Raw genomic sequence first — 23,441 nt, 5'->3', positions numbered from 1 at the left:
ATTACCCAGCGGTGAGTGCTGTCACCAGCTCTTCCGCTGTGGATGAGTTGTCAATCAGCTCTCCGACGTGCTTGCGGGTGCCGCGCAACGGCTCGAGTGTGGGGATTCGCACCAGTGACTCGCGCCCCAAATCGAAGATCACCGAGTCCCACGAGGCCGCCGCGACCGCCGCCGGGTAGCGCTCGAGGCACCGGCCTCGGAAGTAGGCCCTGGTGTCCTCCGGCGGCTCGTGCATCGCCGCCGTGACCTGCTCCTCGGTCACCAGCCGCTTCATCGACCCACGAGCCACCAGGCGGTTGTAGAGACCCTTCGCCAGGCGAACGTCGGAGTACTGCAGGTCGACCAGCTGCAGCCGGGGCGAGGACCACGCCAGGTTGTCCCGCGCGCGGTAGCCCTCCAGCAGTCGCAGCTTCGCCGGCCAGTCGAGCCGGTCGGCGCACTCCATCGGGTCACGCCCGAGCGCGTCGAGCACCTCACCCCAGATCTGGAGCACCTCGGCGGTCACCTCGTCGACGTCGGCGCCCTGAGTGCGTTCGACGTGCGCCTGGGCGCGCTCGTGGTAGGCCCACTGCAGGTCGAGGCCGGTCATCTTGCGCCCGTCGGCAAGCTCCACCTTCGTCTGCAGCCCCGGGTCGCGGCTGATCGCGTGCACCGAGCGCACCGGCTCCGCCAGGCGCAGGTCGTCGAACCGCAGGCCCGCCTCGATCATGTCGAGCACGAGCGCCGCGGTGCCGACCTTCAGGAACGTCGAGTACTCGGACAGGTTCGCGTCACCGACGATGACGTGCAGCCTGCGGTACTTGTCGGCGTCGGCGTGCGGCTCGTCGCGGGTGTTGATGATCCCGCGCTTGAGCGTCGTCTCCAGCCCGACCTCGACCTCGATGTAGTCGGCGCGCTGGGAGAGCTGGTAGCCGGCCTCGTCGCCGCTCGCGCCGATCCCGACCCGGCCGGAGCCACACACGACCTGGCGGGACACGAAGAACGGGATGAGCCCGGTGATGATCGACGGGAAGGTCGTCGAACGGGCCATCAGGTAGTTCTCATGGCTGCCGTAGCTGGCACCCTTGCCGTCGACGTTGTTCTTGTACAGCTGGATCGGCGGCGTCCCCGGAACGCTGGAGGACCGCAGCGCGGCCTCCTCCATCACCCGCTCGCCCGCCTTGTCCCAGATCACCACGTCACGAGGCGTGGTGACCTCGGGGGTGGAGAACTCGGGGTGGGCGTGGTCGACGTAGAGCCGGGCGCCGTTGGTGAGGATGACGTTCGCCGCGCCGAGGTCGTCCAGCTCGGAGTCCGAGCCGGTCGGGATGCTCGGCGCGGACAGGTCGAAACCCCGGGCGTCGCGCAGTGGCGACTCCACCTCGTAGTCCCATCTGGCCCGCTTCGCGCGCGGCAGCTCCGCCGCCGCCGCGTACGCGAGCACGATCTGGGTCGAGGTGATCACGGGGTTAGCCGTGGAGTCGCCGGGTACCGAGATGCCGTACTCGATCTCGGTACCCATGATCCGCCGAGCACTCATGCCACGAGCCTAGTCGCCGAGAGGCTCCTCGGTCGGGTCAACGTGGGGCGCGCCTCCCATCGGTGCCTCTGTCTGGGGAAAGGAGAACTCTGCGCCGCTATGTCCTCCGGGACGCTTTGCACACCCACGTGCTGCGTCGCACACGTCCGGACGTGTGCGACGCAGCACGTGGGTGTGCAAAGTCGGCAAGAACGCCCCTGTGGTCACACGGGCTTATTTTCGGCGGGGGGCGCCTCTGGCGGGGAGGTCTCGGGGCAGTTCTTCCTTCAGGGGCCAGTTGCCGTTGCCGCCCAGGTTGTTCGCCACCGCTGTGCTGATCTCGTGCAGTTGCTTGACCTGCTCCTCGGACAGCTGGTCGAACAGGAACTCGCGCACGGTGGCTACATGACCGGGGGCGGCCGCCTGGATCGCGGCGAACCCGGCGTCGGTCAGCTCGCACATCGCGCCGCGTCGGTCGGTCGTGCACTCGGTGCGCCGGACCCACCCGGCCTCTTCCATCCGGGCCACGGCGTGCGACAGCCTGCTGCGTGAGGACAGCGAGGTCGCGGCCAGTTTCGACATGCGCATCGTGCGGCCAGGCACCTCGGACAGGTTGACCAGAATCTCGTAGTAGGCGTGCGGAATGCCGGACTCGGTCTGCAGCTGTCGTTCCAGCCGATCGGACAGCAGCCGTTGCGCGGCGAGGAAGGCGCGCCAGGTGCGCTGCTCATCGTCGCTCAGCCATCTGGTCTGGCTCACGTCAACTCCGAAGTTGGTTGAATATTCAATCTGTTGACTTCAGTGTCAACACAGCGCCGTCGACGCGCAACCCGGTCAGCCCGGAACGACCTACGGAGCATTTCACATGAGTCCCAGGAGATAGTCATCATCCGTGCCAAAATCCGGGAGTCGGGCGTGGAACGTCGCCAGAGCGTTCCTTGGCCGCGACGGACGGCAGCTACAGTTCGTCAGGTGCCCCACTACCAGGAGTTCGACGCGCCGACGCCGTTGCGCGCACTGGTCGAATGCACCTGGCGGGGCTCGCTCGATGTCGACGAGCAGCCGCATCGCCAGCGGGTGCTTCCGGACGGATGCATGGACCTGATCTGGTCGGGTTCGCAACTTCTCGTCGCGGGGCCGGACACTGCCGCGTTCGTGACCGACCAGCAGCCGGGGCAGATACTCACCGGGCTGCGGTTCCGGCCCGGAGCGGCACCGGGCCTGCTCGGGCTTCCCGCCACCGAGCTACGCGACAGCCGCAGGCCGCTCGCGGACCTTCACCCGCTCCTCGCGCGGCGGGTCATCGCGTCCGTGGAGGCGGGCCACTCCCCCGAGCAGGCGCTGATCGGCGCGGTGCGCGACACGCTGTCGCCCGACGGCCTGCCCGTGCCGGGGCTCGGGCAGGCCGTTCGGCTACTCACCGAGGGAGCCGGCGTGGCGTCGACGGCCGATGCACTCGGCTGGACCAGCCGGTCGCTGCATCGCCGGGCCGTCGACGCGTTCGGCTACGGGCCGTCGACGCTGCGCAGGATCCTGCGGTTCCGGGCGGCGTGCCGGCTGGCCTGGCGCGGTGTGCCGGCGGCCGAGGTCGCCGCCGTGAGCGGCTACGCCGACCAGGCACACCTGTCCCGTGAGGTGCGCGCACTCGCCGGCGTGCCGCTGGGTCAGCTGTTGGCCGAGACTCCAAGCGCGGCGAACAGGTCCACGGTGTTGCCGTCCGGGTCACGCAGCACCGCGTAGCGCTGCCCCCAGAACGCGTCGAACGGTTCGAGCTCACCGGTGGCGCCCGCCGCCACCATGTCGGTGTAGGCGCTGTCCACCGAGCCCGGGTCCGACAGCAGGAACGCCAGCCCCAGACGGCCACCAGCCCCGGGCGACCACGACGGATGAAACGACCGGATGGTCTGGTCGGTGTCCCAGGCCAACCGCACGCCGTTCGCCAGCGTCACCTCGACATGCGGCTCGGTGTCGGCTCCGGCGGGGATGTCCACGCCGAGCCCTCGATAGAAGTTCAGTGACGCGGCCATGTCCGCTGTCACGATGCCGATCAGGTCCAGTTGTGCCTCGATACCCATGACCGTGAAGCTAGAACAGCCCCGCCCGATCCGTATTGAACGAATCGGACGGGGCTGCCCCAGAGCTGTCGCTACAGGTACTGACCGGTGTTCGATGCGGTGTCGACCGCCCGGCCGGACTCGACGTTCTTGCCGGTGACGAGGGTCCGGATGTAGACGATCCGCTCCCCCTTCTTGCCGGAGATGCGTGCCCAGTCGTCCGGGTTGGTCGTGTTGGGCAGGTCCTCGTTCTCCGCGAACTCATCGACGATCGCGTCGAGCAGGTGCTGCACCCTCAGGCCGGGCTGGTTGGTCTCCAGCACCGACTTGATGGCCGCCTTCTTCGACCGGTCGACGATGTTCTGGATCATCGCGCCCGAGTTGAAGTCCTTGAAGTACAGGACCTCCTTGTCCCCGTTGGCGTAGGTGACCTCCAGGAACCGGTTCTCCTCCGTCTCCGCGTACATGCGCTCGACGACCCGCTGGATCATCGCGTCGAGGCAGGCGGTACGGCTGCCGCCGAACTCCGCCATGTCGTCGGAGTGGATCGGCAGGGTCTGGCTCAGGTACTTCGAGAAGATGTCCCTGGCCGCCTCGGCGTCCGGCCGCTCGATCTTGATCTTCACGTCGAGCCGGCCCGGTCGCAGGATCGCGGGATCGATCATGTCCTCACGGTTGGAGGCACCGATCACGATCACGTTCTCCAGGCCCTCGACGCCGTCGATCTCGCTGAGCAGCTGGGGCACGATCGTGGTCTCGACGTCCGAGGAGACACCGGAACCACGGGTACGGAAGATCGAGTCCATCTCGTCGAAGAACACGATCACCGGGGTGCCCTCCGACGCCTTCTCCCTGGCGCGCTGGAAGATCAGCCGGATGTGCCGCTCGGTCTCACCGACGAACTTGTTGAGCAGCTCGGGGCCCTTGATGTTCAGGAAGAACGACTTGGCCTCGTGCGGGCTCTCGCCGCGAGCCTCGGCGACCTTCTTGGCCAGCGAGTTCGCCACCGCCTTGGCGATGAGCGTCTTGCCGCAGCCGGGAGGGCCGTAGAGCAGAACACCCTTGGGCGGGCGCAGCTCGTACTCGCGGAACAGGTCCGCTTGCAGGAACGGCAGCTCCACCGCGTCGCGGATCTGCTCGATCTGCCGGAACAGACCACCGATGTCCTCGTACGCGACATCCGGGACCTCCTCCAGCACGAGGTCCTCGACCTCGGCCTTCGGCACCCGCTCGTACGCGTACGCGGCCTTCGTGTCGACCAGCAACGAGTCGCCCGGCTTGAGCGGAATCGCGTCGGGGTTGTCCGGGCCCGCGATCAGCGGGGCCGCCAGCCACACGACCCGCTCCTCGTCGGCGTGCCCGACGACGAGTGCCCGCGAGCCGAGCACACCTCCGTCGCTGACCGGCTCGACGAGAACCTCACGCAGGGCGCAGACCTCGCCGGTGCGCTCGAAGTCTCCCGCCTCGACGACGGTGAGTGCCTCGTTGAGCCGGACCGTCTGGCCCGGGCCGATCTCGGCGGCCTCGACCGCCGGTGAGACCGCGACGCGCATCCGCCGTCCGGCGGTGAACACGTCGACCGTGCCGTCGGGGTAGCCGGTCAGGAATACGCCGTAGCCGCTGGGCGGCTGGGCGAGCCGATCCACTTCTTCGCGGAGAGCCACCAGCTGGCTGCGCGCCTCACGCAACGTCTCGGTGAGCTTCTCGTTGCGGGCGCTCAACTGGGAGAGCCGGCTGGCCGACTCGGCGAGACGCTGTTCCAGCACGCGAGCGTGCCTCGGCGACTCGGTCAGTTTGCGCCGCAACAACGAAACCTCGTCTTCGAGGAATCGAATCTGTGCGGCCAGCTCCGTGGCGCTGGTACCGCGATCCTCAGGTGTGTGCCGCTCCGGTCCTTCATTGTGGTTCACGGCCGCCTCCCCTCCGTGTTCCGTTTCCACACGGTACCTGGCGGACGCGATTAGTGCGGTAGGTCAGATCGGTGATCCAGCACTCAGCCAGATGACAGCTTGACGTCACGCAGTGAAGTGGTCGCGAGGTCAACGACCGGTGGGCCGACGCTGCGGCCGAGGCGGCGTTACGCCGTCCGCAAGCCGCCGAGTGGTCAGCAGAAACGCCGTGTGACCGATCATGCGGTGCTCCGGCCGGACGGCCAGACCGACGACGTGCCACGGCCGCATCAGGGTCTCCCAGGACTGCGGTTCGGTCCAACACTGCTGCTCACGCAGTGTTTCGGTGACCTTGGACAGCTGAGTGGTGGTTGCGACGTAGATGGTGAGCACGCCACCGGGGATGAGTGACTCGCGCACCACTGGCAACACGTCCCACGGCGCCAACATGTCCAACACGACCCGATCGACCTCTCCGGAGAACTCAGAGACGTCACCTATTCGCAAGGTCCAGTTGGGTGGTGACTCACCGAAAAAATGTTCGACGTTCTTCACCGCGTGTACGGCGTGGTCGTCGCGAACTTCGTAGGAAGTCACCGATCCACGGTCCCCCACCGCTCTCAGCAACGAGCAGGTGAGCGCTCCGGAGCCGGCACCGGCTTCCAGGACGCGGGCGCCCGGCCGGATGTCGCCCCACATGACGATCTGGGCGGCGTCCTTCGGGTAGATCACCTGCGCGCCCCTGGGCATGGAGAGCACGTAGTCCGGCAGCAGCGGACGGAACGCCAGATACGGCGTGCCCGCCGCCGAGGTGACGACACTTCCCTCGGGCAGACCGATGAGGTCGTCGTGCGGCAGTCCTCCCCGATGGGTGTGGTACTCGCCGCCCTTCTGCAGGACCAGGGTGTACCGGCGCCCCTTGGGATCCGTCAGCTGGACTCTGTCTCCGGGACCGAACGGCCCACTTGCTTCGGACGGGCCGACGGCATCAACTGACATGTGCCGCACGCTATCGCGGCGCCCCGGGAGCGCTGCCGCCGGAGGTTCGGACCGCCGCGCACGGCAATCACCTGGACAAGGGCGAAAATTCTCGTTCGGCCACGAGAAAGCGCGACGCAGCCTACCGTGGCGCGGTGACCTCCGGCCGGGGAAGTAACTGTGCGCACCGTGGTAGTGACACTGCGCCGCCGGTCCGATACCTTGGCCAGGCTCGGATGGGAAGTCGGGGGAAGGCAGATCATTGTCGGGCCGCTGAGGTGTGCCCTCACGCGGTCGTCGGACAGGGTCATTGCCGGGGCTTCCAGTAGGGGATGGGGGAGATGACAATCAACGAGGGTCGGCGCTGCGCCCTTCCCGGGTGCTACGTGATCATCGAGCCGGAGCTGGATGGCCGCCCCCAACGCAAGTACTGCACCGCGGCACATCGCGCGGTCGCCCGCCAGATGCGCAGGGAGAGCTCGCACCGCTCCGCGAGCGCCCCACCGCTGCCCTTCTCCTCGAACTCCGAGGCCGATCTCCTTCCCCTACCTCCGCGTGCCACCGCTCCCGCCGTCCTGAGCCGGCGCAGGGAGTTCGCCCTCGCGGCCATGCGACGTTGCCGCGCGGTCGCGGTGCTCGGTTCCGCGGGTCTGCTGGTCACCGGCGGCGGCCTGATGGCCGCCAGCGCGCCGTCCACCGATCCCGCGACGATCACCGCCAGCCGGATCCAGGGCGCGGACGCCGAGTCGGAGAAGCGCTGGCTCAAGCAGGCCAACGTCACCCTGGCCTCGGTGCAGAAGCAGCTGACCGAGGTCGAGAAGGCCGAGCAGGCCTGGCGCGCGCTGCCCGACGATCGCAAGTTCGAACCGAAGCCCATCCCGGTCCGGAATCTCGAGTCGCGCAGGCTGCAGCTCACCCAGCAGAAGGTGGCGCTGCAGACCCAGATCAAGACCTACCAGGAACTCGACAGAGCAAGTAGATCGGTCGCGGATCTCGACGACACGCTGGAGAACCTCGACAACGCGCTCAAGGCCCCGTCGAGTCGTAAGAGAACCGATCCCGACATCGGTCCGCGCAGGCAGCTCGTCGACCAGCGACAGCAGGTCGCCCGGCGACGGGACGCACAGAAGGCCGAGCTGGACAGCCTGCGCGACGACGTCCACAAGGCGATGTCCACTCCCCTGTCGGAGGACGACAACCCGACGAAGTCGGTCACGACGCAGGTCCAGGACCTGATCGCGCACCCGGAGCGGGACAGGCAGTCGCGCGAGCCGAACCAGTCGAGCACCCAGGTGCACCGGCCCGAGGTGACCGGTCCTCGTGAGCAGGACGACCCCGAGGTCGACCAGACCGGCAACGGCGCACCGCCGGTACCCGGGCGCGATCGCCCTGAGGTTCCCACCGTCCCCGGTGGGCTCGCCGCGCCCGCGCAACCAACGGTCCCGGTACCCGCGGTGCCCAAGCCGGCGGTCCCGGCCCCGGGCGACCTCACCCCCGGTGACCTGACGCCGGGCACCGGTCCGTCACTCGGGCACAGCGAAATCCTCGCTCAGGGCGAGAAGCCGGGAACCCAGGGATCGGTCATCCCCGGCCCGATCGGCGGGACCCAGCAGGACACGGTCAAGCTGCCCTCTGTGGGGGCACCGCCGCCCGGGGCTCAGCGGCCCGGCGCGCAACAACCCGGCCCTCAGCGGCACGGACCCCTCGGTGGCGTGCTCCAGGGCGGCACGACGCACAACCCCGTCGACCCTCCGACGCAACCGCTGCCGACCCAGCCGCAGCCCAGCCGCCCCGGGGTGAACCTGCCCGGAACCGGCCAGCCGGGTCAGGCGGTCAACTCGACGCCCGGCGGGTCCGGCTGGGACGACCGCTCCGTCACCGGCGCGACCCAGCCGATCAACGCGGTGCCGGGCGCGGGTCACACCGACAGTGCCTCGACCGGCTCACGGAACGACGTGCTGGGTGGGGTGAGCCGACCGGTCGAACGCGTCGCGGACTCCACATCGGACTCAGGCGGATCGCGCGAGCAGGTGACGCCGACGCCCGACACCGGTTCAGGTGGTTGGTCCGAATCGCCGACCAGCCATCTCCCCCGGACCTCGACCGACACGGGAAGCGAACGGTCGAGCACCGGCTCTGGCTCGACCTACACCGATCAGGAGAAGGCGGACGACGCGAGCCGGATCGCGGAGAGCGCGATGTCGGGCGACATGGACGACGTGTTCTCCGGTGCGATGACGGCAAGCAGACATGCGGAGGAGTCCAAGGGCAGCTCGCGCGGCGACTCGGACAGCGGCGACTCCGACGACATCCGCGACTCGATCCTGGAGAGCTACGGGGTGGACTCGGGAGACTCGGGCAGCTCACACTCCAGCGGCTCCCGATCCCGCGGCAGCTCGGACGACGACCACTCCGGTCACGACTCCTCGGACATCGACAGCGTCATCGATCATTACGCCGACAGCTACTCGAGCTCCAGCAGCTCCCGGCACAGCGGTTCGGACGACGACTCCGACGACCGGGGCTCCCGCCATCGTTCGCGGGATTCGGACGACTCGGATGACTTCTCGTCCTATGCCAGCTGGGACTCGGACGGTGATTCCGGCAGTAGACATTCTCGCTCCGACCGGGACAGCGATTCGGACGACGATTCCGATCACTACAGCAGCCGTTCCAGCAGCCACGACGACGATGACAGCTCCTACTACGACAGCGACGACGACCACTCCTCCCGGAGCAGCAGCCACGACTCGGACGACGACGATGACGGCGGTTCACGGAGCAGCTCGCGGCATTCGAGCAGTAGCCACGACGATGACGACGACTGATCGCCCCGGTCGCGGTCTCATGATTCCCTGTCAGGGGTATCGCCTAGGCTCGCCGGGTGACCGACACCGCTGAGTTCCAGGCATCATCCGAGGTGCAGGCACAGTCGTCCGAGCCGCCCTCGGACGAACCCAGACCTCGCCGCAGGCCCGCGTTGTCGCCGTCGCGCGCGGCCGACTTCAAGCAGTGCCCGTTGCTCTACCGGTTCCGCGCGGTCGACCGGCTCCCCGAGACGCCCAGCAGGGCGCAGGTCAGGGGAACCGTCGTGCACGCCGTGCTGGAGCGGTTGTTCCACCTGCCCGCCGGCGAACGGTTGCCGGCGAAGGCCCGTGAGCTGGTCGAGCCGGTGTGGGCCGAGCTGAGCACCACCGAGCCCGAGTTGAGCACGCTGTTCGAGAGTCCGGACGATCCGGAGCTGGCTCGTTGGCTGGAGTCGGCGGGCGCGCTGCTCGACACGTACTTCACCCTCGAGGACCCCAGCCGGTTCGAGCCCGCCGCCTGCGAGCAGCTGGTGGAGACGGAGACGGAGTCCGGGCTGCTGCTGCGCGGCTACGTCGACCGGCTGGACATCGCCCCGACCGGGCAGGTCCGGGTGATCGACTACAAGACCGGTGCCGCGCCCCGTCAGGTGGCGGAGGCGCGTGCGCTGTTCCAGATGAAGTTCTACGCACTGGTCCTGCTCATGACCAGGGGCGAGGTGCCCACCCAGCTGCGGCTGATGTACCTGGCCGACGGCGAGGCGCTGACCTATCGGCCGGACGAACCCGAGCTGCGCAGGTTCGAACGCACGCTGGACGCGATCTGGACCGCGATCCTGCGTGCCGGGCGGTCCGGCGACTTCCGCCCCAACAAGAGCCGTCTGTGTGACTGGTGCAGCCACAAACCGCTGTGCCCCGCCTTCGGCGGCACACCCCCGGACTACCCCGGCTGGCCGGACCCGGAGGCTTTGAACGACCCCGGCAAGCCCGGCGAGTCGGACATCTGAACCTCGCACAGACCGGCTGCACGCCGCACAGAGGCTCCGGCCTCTGTGCGGCGTGGACGACCTCTGTGCGAGCTAGACGGCTACCTCTTCGTTGCCGCCGGTGCGGCCGTCGACCGCTCGGCAGGAACGGATGACCGAGGTCAGGATCGCCGTGCAGCCCAGGGCGGCCAGGCGGTCCATCGCCAGGTTCACCTGGTTGCTGCGGACCATGGCGCGGACCGCGACCCAGCCCTGACGCCGCAGCGGCGACACTGTCGGCGACTGCAGACCAGGGGTCACCTTCTCAGCGGCGGGCAGCTGCGACTCCGGGCAGTCGTAGTCGAGCATCAGGTACTGGCGGGCGTAGACCACACCGCGCAGCCGCTCCAGGAAGATCGACTTCTCGGCCTTGACCTCGAGGCTGTCCTTACGGTCGTGCCTCGGCTCGCGCTCGATCAGCGTCGCCTCGGACTCCGCGATCGGCTCACCGATGACCTTGAGGTTGTGCTGCCGCAGCGTGCGACCCGAGCTCACCACGTCGGCGATCGCGTCGGCGAGGCCCAGCTGGACGGAGATCTCGACCGCACCGTCCAGCTTGACGATTTCCTTCACCTGAATCCGCTTACCGGCCAGGTGCGCCCGCACCAGCCGGGGGTAGGAGGTGGCGATCTTCTTGCCGTCGAGGTCCTCGAGCTTCCAGTCCTTCTCCTCGGGGACCGCAAAGCGGAACTTCGAGTAGCCGAAACCGAGCTTGAGCATCTGGCGCACCGGGCTGCCCGACTCGTCCATCAGGTCATGGCCGGTCACGCCCATGTGCAGGTCGCCGTTGCCGACGTAGATCGCGATGTCCTTCGGCCGCAGATAGAAGAACTCGATCTGGTTCTCCTCGTCGAGGGCGCTGAGGTCCCGCGAGTCGGAGCGTTGCCGGTATCCGGCTTCCCGCATCATCGTGCTTGCGGGCTCAGCCAGGGTTCCCTTGTTCGGCAGGGCGACGCGGAGCATGCACTTCTCCTGGTTACGTTACGGGTAGAGCGGCCTGACGACGCGGCATCGCCATAGGCCTGAGAGGTCTAGAGGAACTTGTAGACGTCCTCCAGGCCTAGCCCGCGACCGAGCATGAGGACCTGGATTCGGTAGAGGAGCTGGGAGATCTCCTCGGCTAACTGATCGTCGGCCTCGTATTCAGCCGCGATCCACACCTCGCCGGCCTCTTCGAGCAGCTTCTTGCCCTGGGCATGCACACCTGCGTCCAGCGCGGCCACTGTTCCGGAGCCGTCCGGGCGCGACTGCGCCTTCTCGGACAGCTCGGCGAACAAGCCATCGAAAGTCTTCACTTGATGTGCTCCCTTCCCCCTCAAGTGTCGGGTACGCCATACCCCGCCCCCGGACCAGACACGTCGAAGCGTCTGCTGACGGCGGCCGCGATGCGGCCGACGGCGTAGAGCCAGTATTACCGGTCGCTCACCGACGCTGGCGAATGGGTGTCCTCCGGCGACCAGCGGTTCCGAGCCTGAGGGCGGCCCCAGATGTCGTGCAGCTCGGTCTCGGTCAGCCCGGCCAGCCCATCCCGATGGACCCGGTTCGGGCCGTCCGGGACCGGGATCTCGCTCGGTACGACCAACACCGTGCAGCCCGCCGCTTCGGCCGAGGCAGCGCCTGTCGGCGAGTCCTCGACGGCGAGACAGTGCGTCACCGGAACGTCGAGCAGCTCGGCCGCGATCAGGTACGGATCGGGCGCCGGCTTCGTCGCGGGTACCTCGTCCCCGCACACCGTGATGTCGAAGTACTCCCGGCCGATCGAGTCGAGCGCGCGCTCGGCCAGTGCCCGGTGGGTCGAGGTGACCAGCGCCGTCCGCACGCCGCTCTCGCGCACCAGCCGCAACGCCTCCAGCGCGCCCGGCTGCCACGGCAGCCCCTCGGCGAACAGCTCGCCGGTACGGGCGTTGAGCCACCGGCCGGCCTCCGCCATGGCCGACGGCCGGCGCTCCAGCCCGAGCGAGTCGAACATCAGCTCCATCGTGCGCCCGAGAGCGCTGCCGACCATCGCGGCCCTGGTGTCCTCGGTCAGCTCACCGCCGAGACGCCTGGCCAGCTCACGCAGCGAGACGTCCCACAGCTTCTCCGAGTCGACGAGGGTGCCGTCCATGTCCCACAGCACGGCCCGCAGGCCGTCTCCCTCGCCGGTCACGCCGTGAAGTACTTCGCCTCGGGGTGATGCGCGACCAACGCATCGGTGCTCTGCTCGGGATGCAGCTGCAGCTCCTCCGACAGCTCCACCCCGATGCGGCTGGGGTCGAGCAGCTCGACGATCTTGCGACGGTCCTCCAGCTCCGGACAGGCGCCGTAGCCGAGTGAGTAGCGGGCACCCCGGTAGCCGAGCTTGAAGAACGCCTCGACGTCGTCGGGATCCTCTGCGGACACGCTGCCGCCGTCGGACCAGCGCAGCTCGTCCCGGATACGCCGGTGCCAGTACTCCGCGAGCGCCTCGGTGAGCTGCACGCTCAGACCGTGGACCTCGAGGTAGTCGCGGTAGGCGTCCTTGGCGAACAGCTCGTTGGCGTAGTCGGCGATCGGCTGGCCCATCGTGACCAGGTGGAACGGGACGACGTCGACCTCGTCGTGTTTGACGGCCAGCTCCCGGGGCCGCCAGAAGTCGGCGAGGCACAGGTTCCGGTCGCGGCGCTGGCGGGGGAAGGTGAACCGGAACCGTTCCGGCGCGTCGGGCTTCGGCTCGGTCAGGATGACCAGCGAGTTGTCCTCGGACACACACGGGAAGTAGCCGTAGACCAGCGCCGCGTGTGCCAGCACGCCCTCGGTGGACAGCCGCTCCAGCCAGTAGCGCAGCCGGGGACGGCCCTCGGTCTCGACCAGCTCCTCGTAGGTCGGGCCCGACCCGCCACGCGCGCCACGCAGGCCCCACTGACCGAGGAACGTGGCCCGCTCGTCGATCATCGAGGAGTAGTCGGCGAGCGGGATCCCGCGCACGACCCTGGTGCCCCAGAACGGCGGCGTCGGCAGCGGGACGTCGGTCGCCACGTCGGAGTGGGTCGGTTCCGGCACAACGGGCTCGGCTGCCTTGCGCTTCGCCGCGATCCGGCGGGACCGCTCGTGGCGGGCCTTGCGCTCGGCGGCCTTCGCGCGGTCCTCCTCGGATTCGGCCGGTGCCGCGCCGCGCGCGACCGCCATGACCGAGTCCATCAGGCGCAGGCCCTCGAAGGCGTCGCGGGCGTAGGTGACCTGACCCTGGTAGATCTCGGCGAGGTCGTTCTCGACGTAGGACCGGGTCAGCGCGGCGCCGCCGAGCAGCACCGGCAGCTTCTGCGCCACTCCCCTGGAGTTCATCTCCTCCAGGTTCTCCTTCATGATCACCGTCGACTTGACCAGCAGCCCGGACATCCCGACCGCGTCCGCCCGGTGCTCCTCGGCGGCGCTCAGGATCGTCGCGATCGGCTGCTTGATGCCCAGGTTGACCACGGTGTAGCCGTTGTTGGTCAGGATGATGTCGACCAGGTTCTTGCCGATGTCGTGCACATCGCCCTTGACCGTGGCCAGCACGATCGTGCCCTTGCCCTGGTCGTCCTCCGCCTTCTCCATGTGCGGCTCGAGGTAGGCGACGGCGGCCTTCATGACCTCGGCGCTCTGCAGCACGAACGGCAGCTGCATCTGACCGGAGCCGAACAGCTCACCGACCGTCTTCATCCCGGCCAGCAGCGTCTCGTTGATGATCTCGAGCGCGGGCTTCTCCTCGAGCGCGGCGTCCAGGTCGGCGTCGAGGCCCTGCCGTTCGCCGTCCACGATCCGTCGCTCCAGGCGGTCGAACAGCGGCAGCGCGGCCAGCTCCTCGGCCCGGCTCTCCTTCGCCGAGGAGGCCGTGACCCCCTCGAACAGCTCCATGAACCGGTTCAGCGGGTCGTAGCCCTCGGCGCGCCGGTCGTAGATCAGGTCCAGCGCGACCGAGCGCTGCTCGTCGGGGATCTTCGACATCGGCAGGATCTTCGCCGCGCTCACGATCGCGGTGTCCAGACCGGCCTCGACCGCCTCGTGCAGGAACACCGAGTTGAGCACCTGGCGCGCCGCCGGGTTGAGGCCGAACGACACGTTCGACACACCGAGTGTCGTCTGTACCTCCGGGTAGCGGCGCTTCAGCTCACGGATGGCCTCGATGGTCTCCAGCGCATCGCGGCGGACCTCCTCCTGGCCGGTGGTGATCGGGAAGGTCAGGGTGTCGACCGCGATGTCGGACGTGCGCATGCCGTGCTTGGCGACGAGGTCGTCGATGGTCCGCGCGGCGATCCGCACCTTCCACTCGGCAGTCCTGGCCTGGCCCTCCTCGTCGATGCACATCACCACGACGGCGGCGCCGTGCTCACGGACCAACGCCATCGTGCGCTGGAACCGCGACTCCGGCCCGTCGCCGTCCTCGTAGTTCACCGAGTTGACGATGCAACGGCCGCCGAGGCGCTCCAGCCCCGCCTGGATCACCGGGGGCTCGGTCGAGTCCAGCATGATCGGCAGCGTCGACGCGGTCGCCAGCCTGCCTGCCAGCTGCGCCATGTCGGCGGTGCCGTCGCGGCCGACGTAGTCGATGCACAGGTCGAGCAGATGGGCGCCGTCGCGCACCTGGTCCCTGGCGATCGCGACGCAGTCCTCCCAGTTCTGCTCCAGCATCGCCTCGCGGAACTTCTTCGAACCGTTCGCGTTGGTGCGCTCACCGATCATCAGGACACTGGTGTCCTGGCGGAACGGCACCGGCGCGTAGATCGAGGACACCCCGGACTCCGGACGCGGGTCGCGGACGGCGGGAGTGGTCTCCCGGATCGCGGCGACGACCTGGCGGATGTGCTCCGGTGTCGTCCCGCAGCAGCCGCCGACCATGCCGACGCCGTAGTCGGCGACGAACGTGGCCAGTGCCTGCGCCAGCTCCTCGGGGCTCAACGGGTACACGGCGCCGTTCGGACCGAGCTGGGGCAGGCCGGCGTTGGGCATCACCGAGACCGGGATACGGGAGTGCTTGGACAGGTGCCGCAGGTGCTCGCTCATCTCGGCGGGACCGGTCGCGCAGTTCAGCCCGATCAGGTCGATGCCGAGCGCTTCCAGCGCGGTCATCGCGGCACCGATCTCGCTGCCGAGCAGCATCGTGCCGGTGGTCTCCACGGTCACGTGCGTGATGATCGGGACCGTGCGGCCTGCCTGAGCCATCGCGCGCTTGGCGGCGATCACCGCGGCCTTGGCCTGCAACAGGTCCTGCACGGTCTCGATCAGCACCGCGTCGATGCCGCCGTCGAGCAGGCCGAGGACACAGTCCTGGTAGGCGTCGCGCAAATCGGTGAACAGCGCGTGGCCCAGCGTGGGCAGCTTGGTGCCCGGCCCGACCGAGCCCAGCACGAACCGAGGCCACTCGGGCGTCGAGAACTCATCGGCCGTCCGGCGCGCGATCGCGGCGCCCTTCTCGGCCAGCTCACGGATGCGGTCCTGGATGTCGTACTCGGCGAGGTTCGGCAGGTTCGTACCGAAGGTGTTTGTCTCGATCAGGTCCGAGCCGACCTCGAGGTTCTCCCGGTGAATCTGTTCGACGACGTCCGCGCGGGTGTCGTTGAGGATCTCGTTGCACCCTTCGAGGCCCGCGAAGTCGTCCAGACTCAACGGAACCGACTGCAGCATCGTCCCCGTCGCGCAGTCAGCCACAAGCACTCGCTCGTTCAGGGCACGGAGCAACGGCTGGTCTTGAGGGGTCGACATGGTCGCCAAGAATAGTCGTCCGAACAGACCAGCCGGATCCGATAACGACCTCATAGACACCCGTTGGGCACGTCCACCCGTCGTAAACCGGGCCCCGGCCGTAGGCTGAGCCGATGAGCGATCGCGAGCCGAGGGAGCCCGACGCGGTCTCGTTGTCCTGGCATGAAGCCGACAACCTGACCGATGGAGAGCCGCCCAGGCTGCTCCAACCCGTGGTGGTGGCCGCTTTCGAGGGGTGGAACGACGCCGGTGACGCGGCCAGTACCGCGCTGGAACACCTCGAGCTGAGCTGGGATGCCACACCACTGGCGGCCATGGACCCGGACAACTACTACGACTTTCAGGTGACTCGTCCCACAGTCCAGCTGGTGGACGGGATCACCCGACGGATCGAATGGCCGACCACCCGGTTATCCGTGTGCCGTCCCCCTGGCGCCGAGCACGACGTCGTGCTGATCCGGGGTATCGAACCGAACATGCGGTGGCGTGGCTTCTGCGCCGAGCTCCTGACCTACCTGGAGAAGGTCGGGGCGACGACGGTCATCACGCTCGGTGCGCTGCTGACCGACACCCCGCACACGCGTCCGGTGCCGGTGAGCGGGTCCGCGTACGACGCGGAGTCCGCGGCCCGGTTCGGGCTGGAGACCTCGCGCTACAAGGGCACCACGGGTGTCGTCGGGGTGTTCCAGGACCTGTGTGTGCGCGCCGGCATCCCGGCGATCGCGTTCTGGGCGGCCGTGCCGCACTACGTGTCGCAGGCACCCGACCCGAAGGCGGCGGTCGCGCTGCTGCACCGGGTCGAGGAGGTTCTGGACATCGAGGTGCCGCTGGGCGGCCTGCCGGAGCAGGCCGAGTCGTGGGAGCGGACGGTCAGCGAGATGGCCGATGCCGACGACGAGGTCCGCGAGTACGTGCGTTCGCTGGAGGAGCGCACGGAGTCAGAGACGACCATGCCGGAGACCTCCGGCGAGTCGATCGCGGCCGATTTCGAGCGGTACCTGCGTCGCAGGGGCGGCGGGCCGAACGGTCCCGGCCGCGCCGGCGGTCGCAGCCACTAGCGGGACGCGGTCAGCACTTCGGTGCTGACCGCTCCAGCAGCCTGCGTGGACCGGCGCCGTGGTCGGCGAGCTCGTCGTACGGGTTCGCCATGCGGCACCGGTCGATGGACAGGCATCCGCAGCCGACGCAGTCGGTGAACTTGTCACGCAGCTGCTCCAGGTGTTTGATGCGCAGCTCCAGCTCGTCGTGCCACTGCTGGGACAGCCGCTCCCAGTCGGCGCGGGTGGGCATGCGGTTGTTCGGCAGCTCGTCCAGTGCCGCGCGCACCTCAGCCAGTGGGATGCCGACCCGCTGCGCGATCTTCACCAACGCGATGCGTCGAAGTGTCTCGCGGCGGTAGCGTCGCTGGTTGCCCGAGGTCCGCCGGCTGTGGATGAGGCCTTGGCGCTCGTAGAAGTGCAGCGCGGAGATCGCGACGCCGCTGCGTTCGGCGAGCTGGCCGACTGTCAGCTCGACCTGGTTCCACTCGGCATGCCGCATTACGCCACCTCTGATCTCAACGTTGGTTCTGGTTTACCGGAGGCGGCGGAGCGCGGTCAAGGACTTGACCTGAATATTTATTGAGGTTTTACGGTCTGCCTCATGAGCGAACCGATTCAACTGGAAGTCATCATCGGCAGCGTCAGAGAAGGGCGGTTCGGGCCGGTCGTCGCGGACTGGTTCGTCCGCCGCGCGCAGCGACGGGCCGAGTTCGGGGTAGGTGTGCTCGACCTCGCGGACGGGCCACCCGACCTCAGCGGACGGATCGGCGCGGCGGATGCCGTCGTCGTGGTCACCCCTGAGTACAACCACAGCTACCCGGGGCCGTTGAAGTCAGCGATCGACGGCGTCGGCAAGGAGTGGCAGGCCAAGCCCGTCGGGTTCGTCAGCTACGGCGGGCTCTCCGGTGGCCTGCGGGCGATCGAACCGCTGCGGGTGGTCTTCGCGGAGCTGCATACGGTGACCGTGCGGGAGACCGCCAGCTTCCACATGGCGCACGGCCAGTTCGACGCCGACGGCGAGCCACACGATCCGACGGGTCCGAACACGGCGGCGACGGCCCTGCTCGACCAGCTGCTCTGGTGGGGCCGCGCGCTGCGGACGGCCCGCACCGAACACCCCTACGGCACCTAGAACACCCGTGAGTGGCGAGTGGTCCCAGGAGACCACTCGCCACTCACGGGTGGTTACAGGGCTACGCCGAGCAGCGCGTCGACGGCGGTCCTGATCAGGGCGGGAGCCTGCTCGTCGCGGCCTCGGCGCTCGCGGGCCTCGCGTGCCCACGCGTCGACCGCGGCCAGGGCCTTCGGGCTGTCCAGGTCGTCGGCGAGGTGCGTGCGCAGACGTAGGACGGTGTCCTCGGCGGGCGGTCCGGCGTCCAGGTTGGCCGCTTCTCGCCACGACGCCAGCCTGGCCTCGGCGTCGCGCAGCAGCTCGGTCTCCCAGGACCGGTCGGAGCGCCAGTGCCCGGCCAGCAGCGCGAGGCGCACTGCGGCCGGGTCGACGCCGTCGGCACGCAGCTTCGAGACGAAGACCAGGTTGCCCTTCGACTTCGACATCTTCTCGCCGTCGAGGGCGATCATCCCGGCGTGACAGTAGTGCCGGGCGAACGGGTGGACGCCGGTCGACGCCTCCGCGTGTGCCGCGCCGAACTCGTGGTGCGGGAAGATCAGGTCCGACCCGCCGCCCTGCACGTCGATCTGCGAACCGAGCCGGTTCAGCGCGATCGCCGTGCACTCGACGTGCCATCCCGGGCGGCCCTGGCCGAGCTCGCTGTCCCAGGACGGCTCACCCTCGCGCGCCATGCGCCACAGCAGGGCGTCGACCGGGTTGCGCTTGCCGGGCCGCTGCGGGTCGCCACCGCGCTCCGCCGAGAGCGTGCGCATGGTCTGCTCGTCGTAGCCGGACTCGTAGCCGAACTCGCGGGTCGCCGCGCTGTCGAAGTAGACGTCCGGGTACTCGGGGTCGTCGATGCGGTAGGCAGCGCCGGAGGCGAGCAGCTTGGCGACCAGCTCGCTGATCTCCGACATGGCCTCGACCGCGCCGATGTAGTGCTGCGGCGGCAGGACCCGCAGCGACTCCATGTCCTCCCGGAACAGCGCTGTTTCCCGCATACCGAGAACGACCCAGTCGTCCTGGTCCCGCTGGGCGCGCTCCAGCAGCGGTTCGTCGATGTCGGTCACGTTCTGGACGTAGAGCACGTCGTGGCCGGAGTCCCGCCACACCCGGTTCACCAGGTCGAACGCGAGGTATGTCGCGGCGTGTCCGAGGTGCGTGGCGTCGTAGGGGGTGATGCCGCAGACGTACATCCGGGCCGTTGCGCCGGGCGTTGTGGGACGGATCTCGCCGGTCGCGGTATCGAACAGCCTCAGCGGTGGGCCGGATCCGGGGACCGAGGGCAACGGGGTGGATGACCAGGTCTGCATGCATCCCAACTTACGCGTTGGAAACCCGCCCGCGAACTGTGAGTGATGTCGACTGTGGCACCGTAGCTGCGGTCCGTGTCTCGTTGCCGAGGCCGGGAGAACTGTACGAAGAACTGAACGAGGGGTCCCGGGTATGCCACGCAGCTGGCGGAGAACGATGAGAGCCGCGAGCGTCCTTGCGTCGGCGTTGCTGATGCTGATCGTGGCCGGCTGTGCGAAGAAGCCGGCGTTCCCCGAGCCGTACACACCGCCGCCGAGCACGCTGGACCTGGTGTCCCAGCACGGCGAGTTGCGGGTGTGCAGCACCGGCGACTACCGGCCGTTCACCTACCGCGACCCGAAGACCGACCGCTGGTCCGGTATCGACATCGACATGGCAGGCGACATGGCCCAGAAGCTCGGGGTGAAGCTCACGATCGTCCCGACGACCTGGGCGAACCTGGCGGGCGACCTGAGTGCGCAACGCTGTGACATCGCGATGGGCGGGGTGTCGGTCACCACGAGCCGCGCCAAGATCGCGTCCTACAGCGACCCGTACCTGATGGACGGCAAGGCGCCGATCACGCGGTGCAGCTCCGTGTCGAAGTTCCAGAACCTCGACATGATCGACCGCCCCGGTGTCCGGGTCGTGGTGAACCCGGGTGGCACCAACAACGACTTCGCCCGGTCGCACCTCAAGAAGGCGACGATCGTGCCGCACCCGGACAACAACACGATCTTCGACCAGCTGCTGCAGGGCAAGGCCGATCTGATGATCACCGACGCCAGCGAGACGCGCTACCAGTCCAAGCAGCACCCCGAGCTGTGCCCGGTGAACCCGGACAAGCCGCTGGACTTCGGCCCGAAGGCCTACCTGCTCCCCCGGGGCGACGTCGTCTTCCAGCAGTGGGTGAACGAGTGGCTGCGCCTGGCCCTGGGCAACGGCACCTACCAGCGCTTCGCCAAACCCTGGACCGGCTGACGTCCCGTTCATGATCACCACGGCCTGGTGGCTGTTTTCAGGCGAAAAATCAGCCACCACACCGTGGTGATCAAGAAACCGGGTCGGGAGTTCGGCTTCGCAGAGCGAACGACGCTCTGCGCGGCGCGCGGAAGGCCTGTGTGTGCCCCAAGTAGCCGTGAGTGGCGAGTGGTCCTCTGAGACCACTCGCCACTCACGGGTAGTTGGGGCTACTCGGCTACTGGGCTTGTTCCACGAATTTTGTTGTGTAGCTGCGGGTCAGGTTGATTCGGTCCTTGTGGCGTTGGACGTTCTTCGAGAAGCCGGACAGGACCTTCAGGACGTTCTGGGCGCCCTCCTGGCTCATGCGACCGTCGGCGTTGAACATCCCGATGCTGTCCTTGATCGACTCCACGTACAGCGCCCGGTTGCCGCCGTCGTAGCTGGCCGGCATCGCCGCCGCGATCTGCTCAGGGTTGTGCTGGTGGATCCAGCGCAGCGTCTCCACGAACGCGGTCGCCAGCTTCTGTGCCACCTCGGGATAGCGGTCCACGATCGAACAGCTCATGTACAGCGAGGTCGCCGGGTACAGCCCGCCGAGAGCGTCCCGGGTGCCCTGCTCGGTCCGCATGTCGTAGAGGACCTTGCCCTGGCCGGTCTGCACGAGCTGGGCCACGGTCGGATCGGTCGTCATGCCGGCGTCGATGCCGCCGTTGTTCAGACCGGCGATGAACGTCTGACCGGCGCCCACCTTGACCGGGGTGAAGTCCGCCGTTCCGACGCCCGCGTTGGCCGCGAGTGCCTTGGTCAGGAAGTCCGTCGACGAACCCAGCGACGTGATGCCCATCTTGCGGCCCCGGAAGTCGGCCGCACTCCGGATCTGATCAGCGTGCTTGCTGCCGACCATCACCACCTCGCCGGGGATGTTCGCCATCTGCACCACGCTGGTGATGCACTGCTGCCTGGCCTGCAGGTCCAGCGTGTGGTCGTAGAACCCGACGACCGCCTGTACCTGCCCGGACAGCAACGCCGTCTCGGCGTTCGCGCCGGAGGCCTGGTCGAGCAGTTGCACGTCGAGACCTTGGCGGGCGAACCCGCCGAGCTGCTGGGTCAGCATCGCCGGCAGGTAGATGACCTTGTTGAGCCCGCCGACCATCAGGGTGATCCGCGGCGTGCCGTCCGGACCCGTGCTGAGGGTGCGCGAGTCACGGCACCCGGTCAGTCCGGCCACCGCGAGGATCGCCACGACGGCGATGCACAGGATGCGGGATACGCGTCTCATGGAGTCGACCTCAGATCCCGGCGGCCGACGTGTTGACGGTCGGTCGCCACCGCAGCAGCCTGCTTTCCAGCCACCCGATGCCCCACTCCGCGACCAGCGCGACCACGGTGATGATGATCATTCCGGCGAACACACCCGCCGTGTCGAACGTGCCCTGCGCATTGGAGATCAGGAACCCGATACCGGCCTGGGCACCGGTGTACTCGCCGACCACCGCGCCGATCAGCGCGAAGCCGAACGCGGTGTGCAGCGAGGACAGGATCCAGGACGTGGCGCTCGGCAGCACGATGCTGCCCAGTACCTGCGTCCGACCGGCGCCGAGGATGCGGGCGTTGTCGATCAGGTTGCGGTCCACCTCGCGAGCACCGGTGAACGCGTTGAAGAACACCGCGAAGAACACCAGCACGAACACCGTCGCCACCTTCGACTCCAGCCCGAAGCCGAACCAGATGACGAACAGCGAGGCCAGCACGATGCGCGGCACGGCATTGACGCCCTTGATGAACGGCGCCAACACGTCGGCCAGGTACTGGCTGCGTCCGAGCAGCACACCCAGGATCACGCCGGCCACGGTGCCGAGCAGGAACCCGATCACCGCTTCCTCGACCGTGATCCCGATGTGCAGCCAGATCGAGCCGTAGTCGGTCCCGGTGGCGAACCACTCGACCAGCCGCGCCCAGATCTCCGACGGCCGCGAGTAGAAGAAGTGGTCGATCCAGCCGAGGCCGACGACCAGTTCCCAGCTGCCCAGCCAGACCACGATGATCGCCAGCCGGGACAGCCAGGTGTTGCGCCGATGGCGCTGCTGGCCGCGCCGCACTCCGGCGAGGATCTGTTGTTCGGTCTCCGCGACCGGGACCGCGGCGCTCGCTACCGTCGTCTCAGACATGTGCCACGCTCCGCTGCCTCGTCTTGTCCACCTCGACACGCAATGACTCCCAGACCTCCCGGTAGATCTGGACGAACTCGGGAGTCAGCCGCAGCTCCTCCACCTCGCGGGGGCGGTGCAGCGGGATCGGGAACACGTCCTTGACCGTCGCCGGGCCCGCCGTCATCACCACGACCTTGTCGGCGAGCGCGATGGCCTCGTCCAGGTCGTGTGTCACGAAGATCACCGCGGCGCCGCTGCCCGCCCACAGCCGCAGCAGCTCGTCCTGCATGTTGGCCCTGGTCTGCACGTCGAGTGCGGAGAACGGCTCATCCATCAGCAGGATGCGCGGGTTCGTGACGAGCGTCTGGGCCAGCGCGACCCGCTTGCGCATACCGCCGGAGAGCTGGTGCGGGTAGTAGTTCTCGAAACCGGCGAGGCCGACCCTGGCGATCCAGTCGGTGGCCTGCTCGCGGGCCTCCTTCTTGCTCGCGCCGCGGAATCTCGGTCCGGACGCCACGTTGTCCAGCACCGACCGCCACGGCATGACCGCGTCGCTCTGGAACATGTACCCGACACCGTCCGGGATCGACGTGACCGGCCGGCCCTCGACCAGCACCTGACCGGCCGAGGCTCGCTGCAGGCCGGAGACCAGCGACAACGTCGTGGACTTGCCACATCCGGTCGGACCCACGACCGAGACGAACTCGCCCGGCTGGACCGTCATGGCGAGGTCACGGACGGCGGTGTGGACACCACCGGAGCCGTTCGGGAAACGCTTCGTCGCCTTGATCAGCTCGATCAGCGGGCGTTCCGGTGGTGCGACCACGGTGACTCCTTCGTCACGTCGTTCGATGTTGGGGGAAAGCTAGGTCGGCCCGGCCGGCGAAGGAACCTTCTTCGCGTACTCCATCCGCTCTGCTCGTTGTTCACCTTTTG

The 23,441-nt window shown here is 68.3% G+C and carries 20 protein-coding genes; 6 read left to right on the top strand and 14 right to left on the bottom strand.

The window, feature by feature from the left end; all coding sequences use genetic code 11:
• Position 1 precedes the first annotated feature (1 nt).
• A complete protein-coding gene (gene dop, locus G406_RS0124980; protein ID WP_028935866.1) occupies positions 2–1,519 on the bottom strand; it encodes a depupylase/deamidase Dop in 1,518 nt (505 codons plus the stop codon).
• A gap of 213 nt (positions 1,520–1,732) precedes the next feature.
• On the bottom strand, positions 1,733–2,257 hold the full coding sequence (locus G406_RS49720) for a MarR family winged helix-turn-helix transcriptional regulator (protein WP_037078366.1): 525 nt from the start codon (positions 2,255–2,257) through the stop codon (positions 1,733–1,735).
• 213 nt (positions 2,258–2,470) lie between these two features.
• Between G406_RS49720 and G406_RS49715 the strand changes: the two genes are divergently transcribed.
• The gene (locus G406_RS49715; protein WP_037078362.1) at positions 2,471–3,238 is read left to right on the top strand and encodes an AraC family transcriptional regulator; all 768 of its coding nucleotides are present in this window, start codon (positions 2,471–2,473) and stop codon (positions 3,236–3,238) included.
• Here G406_RS49715 and G406_RS0124965 read toward each other — a convergent pair.
• The 3 genes from G406_RS0124965 to G406_RS0124955 form a co-directional block, all read right to left on the bottom strand.
• Positions 3,163–3,573: a VOC family protein gene (locus G406_RS0124965; protein WP_028935865.1), complete on the bottom strand. Its 411-nt coding sequence runs from the start codon at positions 3,571–3,573 to the stop codon at positions 3,163–3,165. The two genes, G406_RS49715 and G406_RS0124965, sit on opposite strands and share 76 nt — an antisense overlap.
• 71 nt (positions 3,574–3,644) lie before the next feature.
• Positions 3,645–5,462: a proteasome ATPase gene (arc, locus tag G406_RS0124960; protein ID WP_028935864.1), complete on the bottom strand. Its 1,818-nt coding sequence runs from the start codon at positions 5,460–5,462 to the stop codon at positions 3,645–3,647.
• Between the two features lie 129 nt (positions 5,463–5,591).
• Complete coding sequence (locus G406_RS0124955) at positions 5,592–6,440, bottom strand: tRNA (adenine-N1)-methyltransferase (protein ID WP_028935863.1); 849 nt, start codon at positions 6,438–6,440, stop codon at positions 5,592–5,594.
• Between the two features lie 320 nt (positions 6,441–6,760).
• Here G406_RS0124955 and G406_RS0124950 point away from each other — a divergent pair, with 320 nt between their 5' ends.
• Together G406_RS0124950 and G406_RS0124945 are read left to right on the top strand one after the other, a co-directional pair.
• A complete protein-coding gene (locus tag G406_RS0124950; protein ID WP_156935147.1) occupies positions 6,761–9,247 on the top strand; it encodes a hypothetical protein in 2,487 nt (828 codons plus the stop codon).
• Between the two features lie 92 nt (positions 9,248–9,339).
• Positions 9,340–10,230 carry a RecB family exonuclease gene (locus tag G406_RS0124945; RefSeq protein ID WP_028935861.1) on the top strand — a complete coding sequence of 297 codons (891 nt, stop codon included), beginning with the start codon at positions 9,340–9,342 and terminating at the stop codon, positions 10,228–10,230.
• A 72-nt stretch (positions 10,231–10,302) separates the two neighbouring features.
• On the opposite strand, the gene hisG is transcribed toward G406_RS0124945, so the two are convergent.
• The 4 genes from hisG to metH form a co-directional block, all read right to left on the bottom strand.
• On the bottom strand, positions 10,303–11,211 hold the full coding sequence (hisG, locus tag G406_RS49710) for an ATP phosphoribosyltransferase (RefSeq protein ID WP_037078360.1): 909 nt from the start codon (positions 11,209–11,211) through the stop codon (positions 10,303–10,305).
• A 68-nt stretch (positions 11,212–11,279) separates the two neighbouring features.
• Entirely contained in the window at positions 11,280–11,543 is a 264-nt protein-coding gene (locus G406_RS0124935) for a phosphoribosyl-ATP diphosphatase (RefSeq protein ID WP_028935860.1), read from the bottom strand.
• A gap of 116 nt (positions 11,544–11,659) precedes the next feature.
• Complete coding sequence (locus tag G406_RS49705; RefSeq protein WP_084216368.1) at positions 11,660–12,397, bottom strand: HAD family hydrolase; 738 nt, start codon at positions 12,395–12,397, stop codon at positions 11,660–11,662.
• A complete protein-coding gene (metH, locus tag G406_RS0124925; protein ID WP_028935859.1) occupies positions 12,394–15,948 on the bottom strand; it encodes a methionine synthase in 3,555 nt (1,184 codons plus the stop codon). Before metH ends, G406_RS49705 begins: the two co-directional genes overlap by 4 nt.
• 113 nt (positions 15,949–16,061) lie before the next feature.
• On the opposite strand from metH, the gene G406_RS0124920 reads away from it, so the two are divergent.
• Positions 16,062–17,006 (top strand): PAC2 family protein, encoded by a 945-nt coding sequence (locus tag G406_RS0124920; RefSeq protein WP_084216367.1) that lies wholly within the window; start codon positions 16,062–16,064, stop codon positions 17,004–17,006.
• Between the two features lie 10 nt (positions 17,007–17,016).
• Here the strand turns inward: G406_RS0124920 and soxR are convergent, their stop codons facing one another.
• A complete protein-coding gene (soxR, locus tag G406_RS0124915) occupies positions 17,017–17,487 on the bottom strand; it encodes a redox-sensitive transcriptional activator SoxR (protein ID WP_028935857.1) in 471 nt (156 codons plus the stop codon).
• A 102-nt stretch (positions 17,488–17,589) separates the two neighbouring features.
• Between soxR and G406_RS0124910 the strand changes: the two genes are divergently transcribed.
• A complete protein-coding gene (locus G406_RS0124910) occupies positions 17,590–18,120 on the top strand; it encodes an NADPH-dependent FMN reductase (RefSeq protein WP_028935856.1) in 531 nt (176 codons plus the stop codon).
• 53 nt (positions 18,121–18,173) lie between these two features.
• Here G406_RS0124910 and mshC read toward each other — a convergent pair whose 3' ends face one another.
• On the bottom strand, positions 18,174–19,412 hold the full coding sequence (mshC, locus tag G406_RS0124905) for a cysteine--1-D-myo-inosityl 2-amino-2-deoxy-alpha-D-glucopyranoside ligase (RefSeq protein ID WP_028935855.1): 1,239 nt from the start codon (positions 19,410–19,412) through the stop codon (positions 18,174–18,176).
• A 157-nt stretch (positions 19,413–19,569) separates the two neighbouring features.
• Between mshC and G406_RS0124900 the strand changes: the two genes are divergently transcribed.
• Complete coding sequence (locus G406_RS0124900) at positions 19,570–20,373, top strand: transporter substrate-binding domain-containing protein (RefSeq protein WP_028935854.1); 804 nt, start codon at positions 19,570–19,572, stop codon at positions 20,371–20,373.
• A gap of 217 nt (positions 20,374–20,590) precedes the next feature.
• Here the strand turns inward: G406_RS0124900 and G406_RS0124895 are convergent, their stop codons facing one another.
• The 3 genes from G406_RS0124895 to G406_RS0124885 are packed head-to-tail and all read right to left on the bottom strand — an operon-like array spanning position 20,591 to position 23,331.
• Positions 20,591–21,634: an ABC transporter substrate-binding protein gene (locus tag G406_RS0124895; protein WP_028935853.1), complete on the bottom strand. Its 1,044-nt coding sequence runs from the start codon at positions 21,632–21,634 to the stop codon at positions 20,591–20,593.
• Between the two features lie 10 nt (positions 21,635–21,644).
• Positions 21,645–22,523, bottom strand: a complete 879-nt coding sequence (locus tag G406_RS0124890) for an ABC transporter permease (RefSeq protein WP_028935852.1) — start codon at positions 22,521–22,523, stop codon at positions 21,645–21,647.
• Complete coding sequence (locus G406_RS0124885) at positions 22,516–23,331, bottom strand: ABC transporter ATP-binding protein (RefSeq protein ID WP_037078357.1); 816 nt, start codon at positions 23,329–23,331, stop codon at positions 22,516–22,518. The genes G406_RS0124890 and G406_RS0124885 overlap by 8 nt, the downstream gene beginning before the upstream one ends.
• Between the last annotated feature and the right edge of the window lie 110 nt (positions 23,332–23,441).

The sequence above is a fragment of the Actinospineispora spinosispora DSM 44797 genome (assembly GCF_000429025.1).
GTDB classification, from domain to species: Bacteria; Actinomycetota; Actinomycetes; order Mycobacteriales; family Pseudonocardiaceae; genus Pseudonocardia; species Pseudonocardia spinosispora.
This window is presented reverse-complemented; position numbering and strand designations above follow the sequence as displayed.

Bases quoted from the DNA above. Each gene is read 5' to 3' on its own strand.
- dop (WP_028935866.1), bottom strand. From the start codon at position 1,519: ATGAGTGCTCGGCGGATCATGGGTACCGAGATCGAGTACGGCATCTCG.
- G406_RS0124965 (WP_028935865.1), bottom strand. From the start codon at position 3,573: ATGGGTATCGAGGCACAACTGGACCTGATCGGCATCGTGACAGCGGAC.
- G406_RS0124955 (WP_028935863.1), bottom strand. From the start codon at position 6,440: ATGTCAGTTGATGCCGTCGGCCCGTCCGAAGCAAGTGGGCCGTTCGGT.
- G406_RS0124950 (WP_156935147.1), top strand. From the start codon at position 6,761: ATGACAATCAACGAGGGTCGGCGCTGCGCCCTTCCCGGGTGCTACGTG.
- hisG (WP_037078360.1), bottom strand. From the start codon at position 11,211: ATGCTCCGCGTCGCCCTGCCGAACAAGGGAACCCTGGCTGAGCCCGCA.
- metH (WP_028935859.1), bottom strand. From the start codon at position 15,948: ATGTCGACCCCTCAAGACCAGCCGTTGCTCCGTGCCCTGAACGAGCGA.
- G406_RS0124920 (WP_084216367.1), top strand. From the start codon at position 16,062: ATGAGCGATCGCGAGCCGAGGGAGCCCGACGCGGTCTCGTTGTCCTGG.
- soxR (WP_028935857.1), bottom strand. From the start codon at position 17,487: ATGCGGCATGCCGAGTGGAACCAGGTCGAGCTGACAGTCGGCCAGCTC.
- G406_RS0124910 (WP_028935856.1), top strand. From the start codon at position 17,590: ATGAGCGAACCGATTCAACTGGAAGTCATCATCGGCAGCGTCAGAGAA.
- mshC (WP_028935855.1), bottom strand. From the start codon at position 19,412: ATGCAGACCTGGTCATCCACCCCGTTGCCCTCGGTCCCCGGATCCGGC.
- G406_RS0124900 (WP_028935854.1), top strand. From the start codon at position 19,570: ATGAGAGCCGCGAGCGTCCTTGCGTCGGCGTTGCTGATGCTGATCGTG.
- G406_RS0124895 (WP_028935853.1), bottom strand. From the start codon at position 21,634: ATGAGACGCGTATCCCGCATCCTGTGCATCGCCGTCGTGGCGATCCTC.
- G406_RS0124890 (WP_028935852.1), bottom strand. From the start codon at position 22,523: ATGTCTGAGACGACGGTAGCGAGCGCCGCGGTCCCGGTCGCGGAGACC.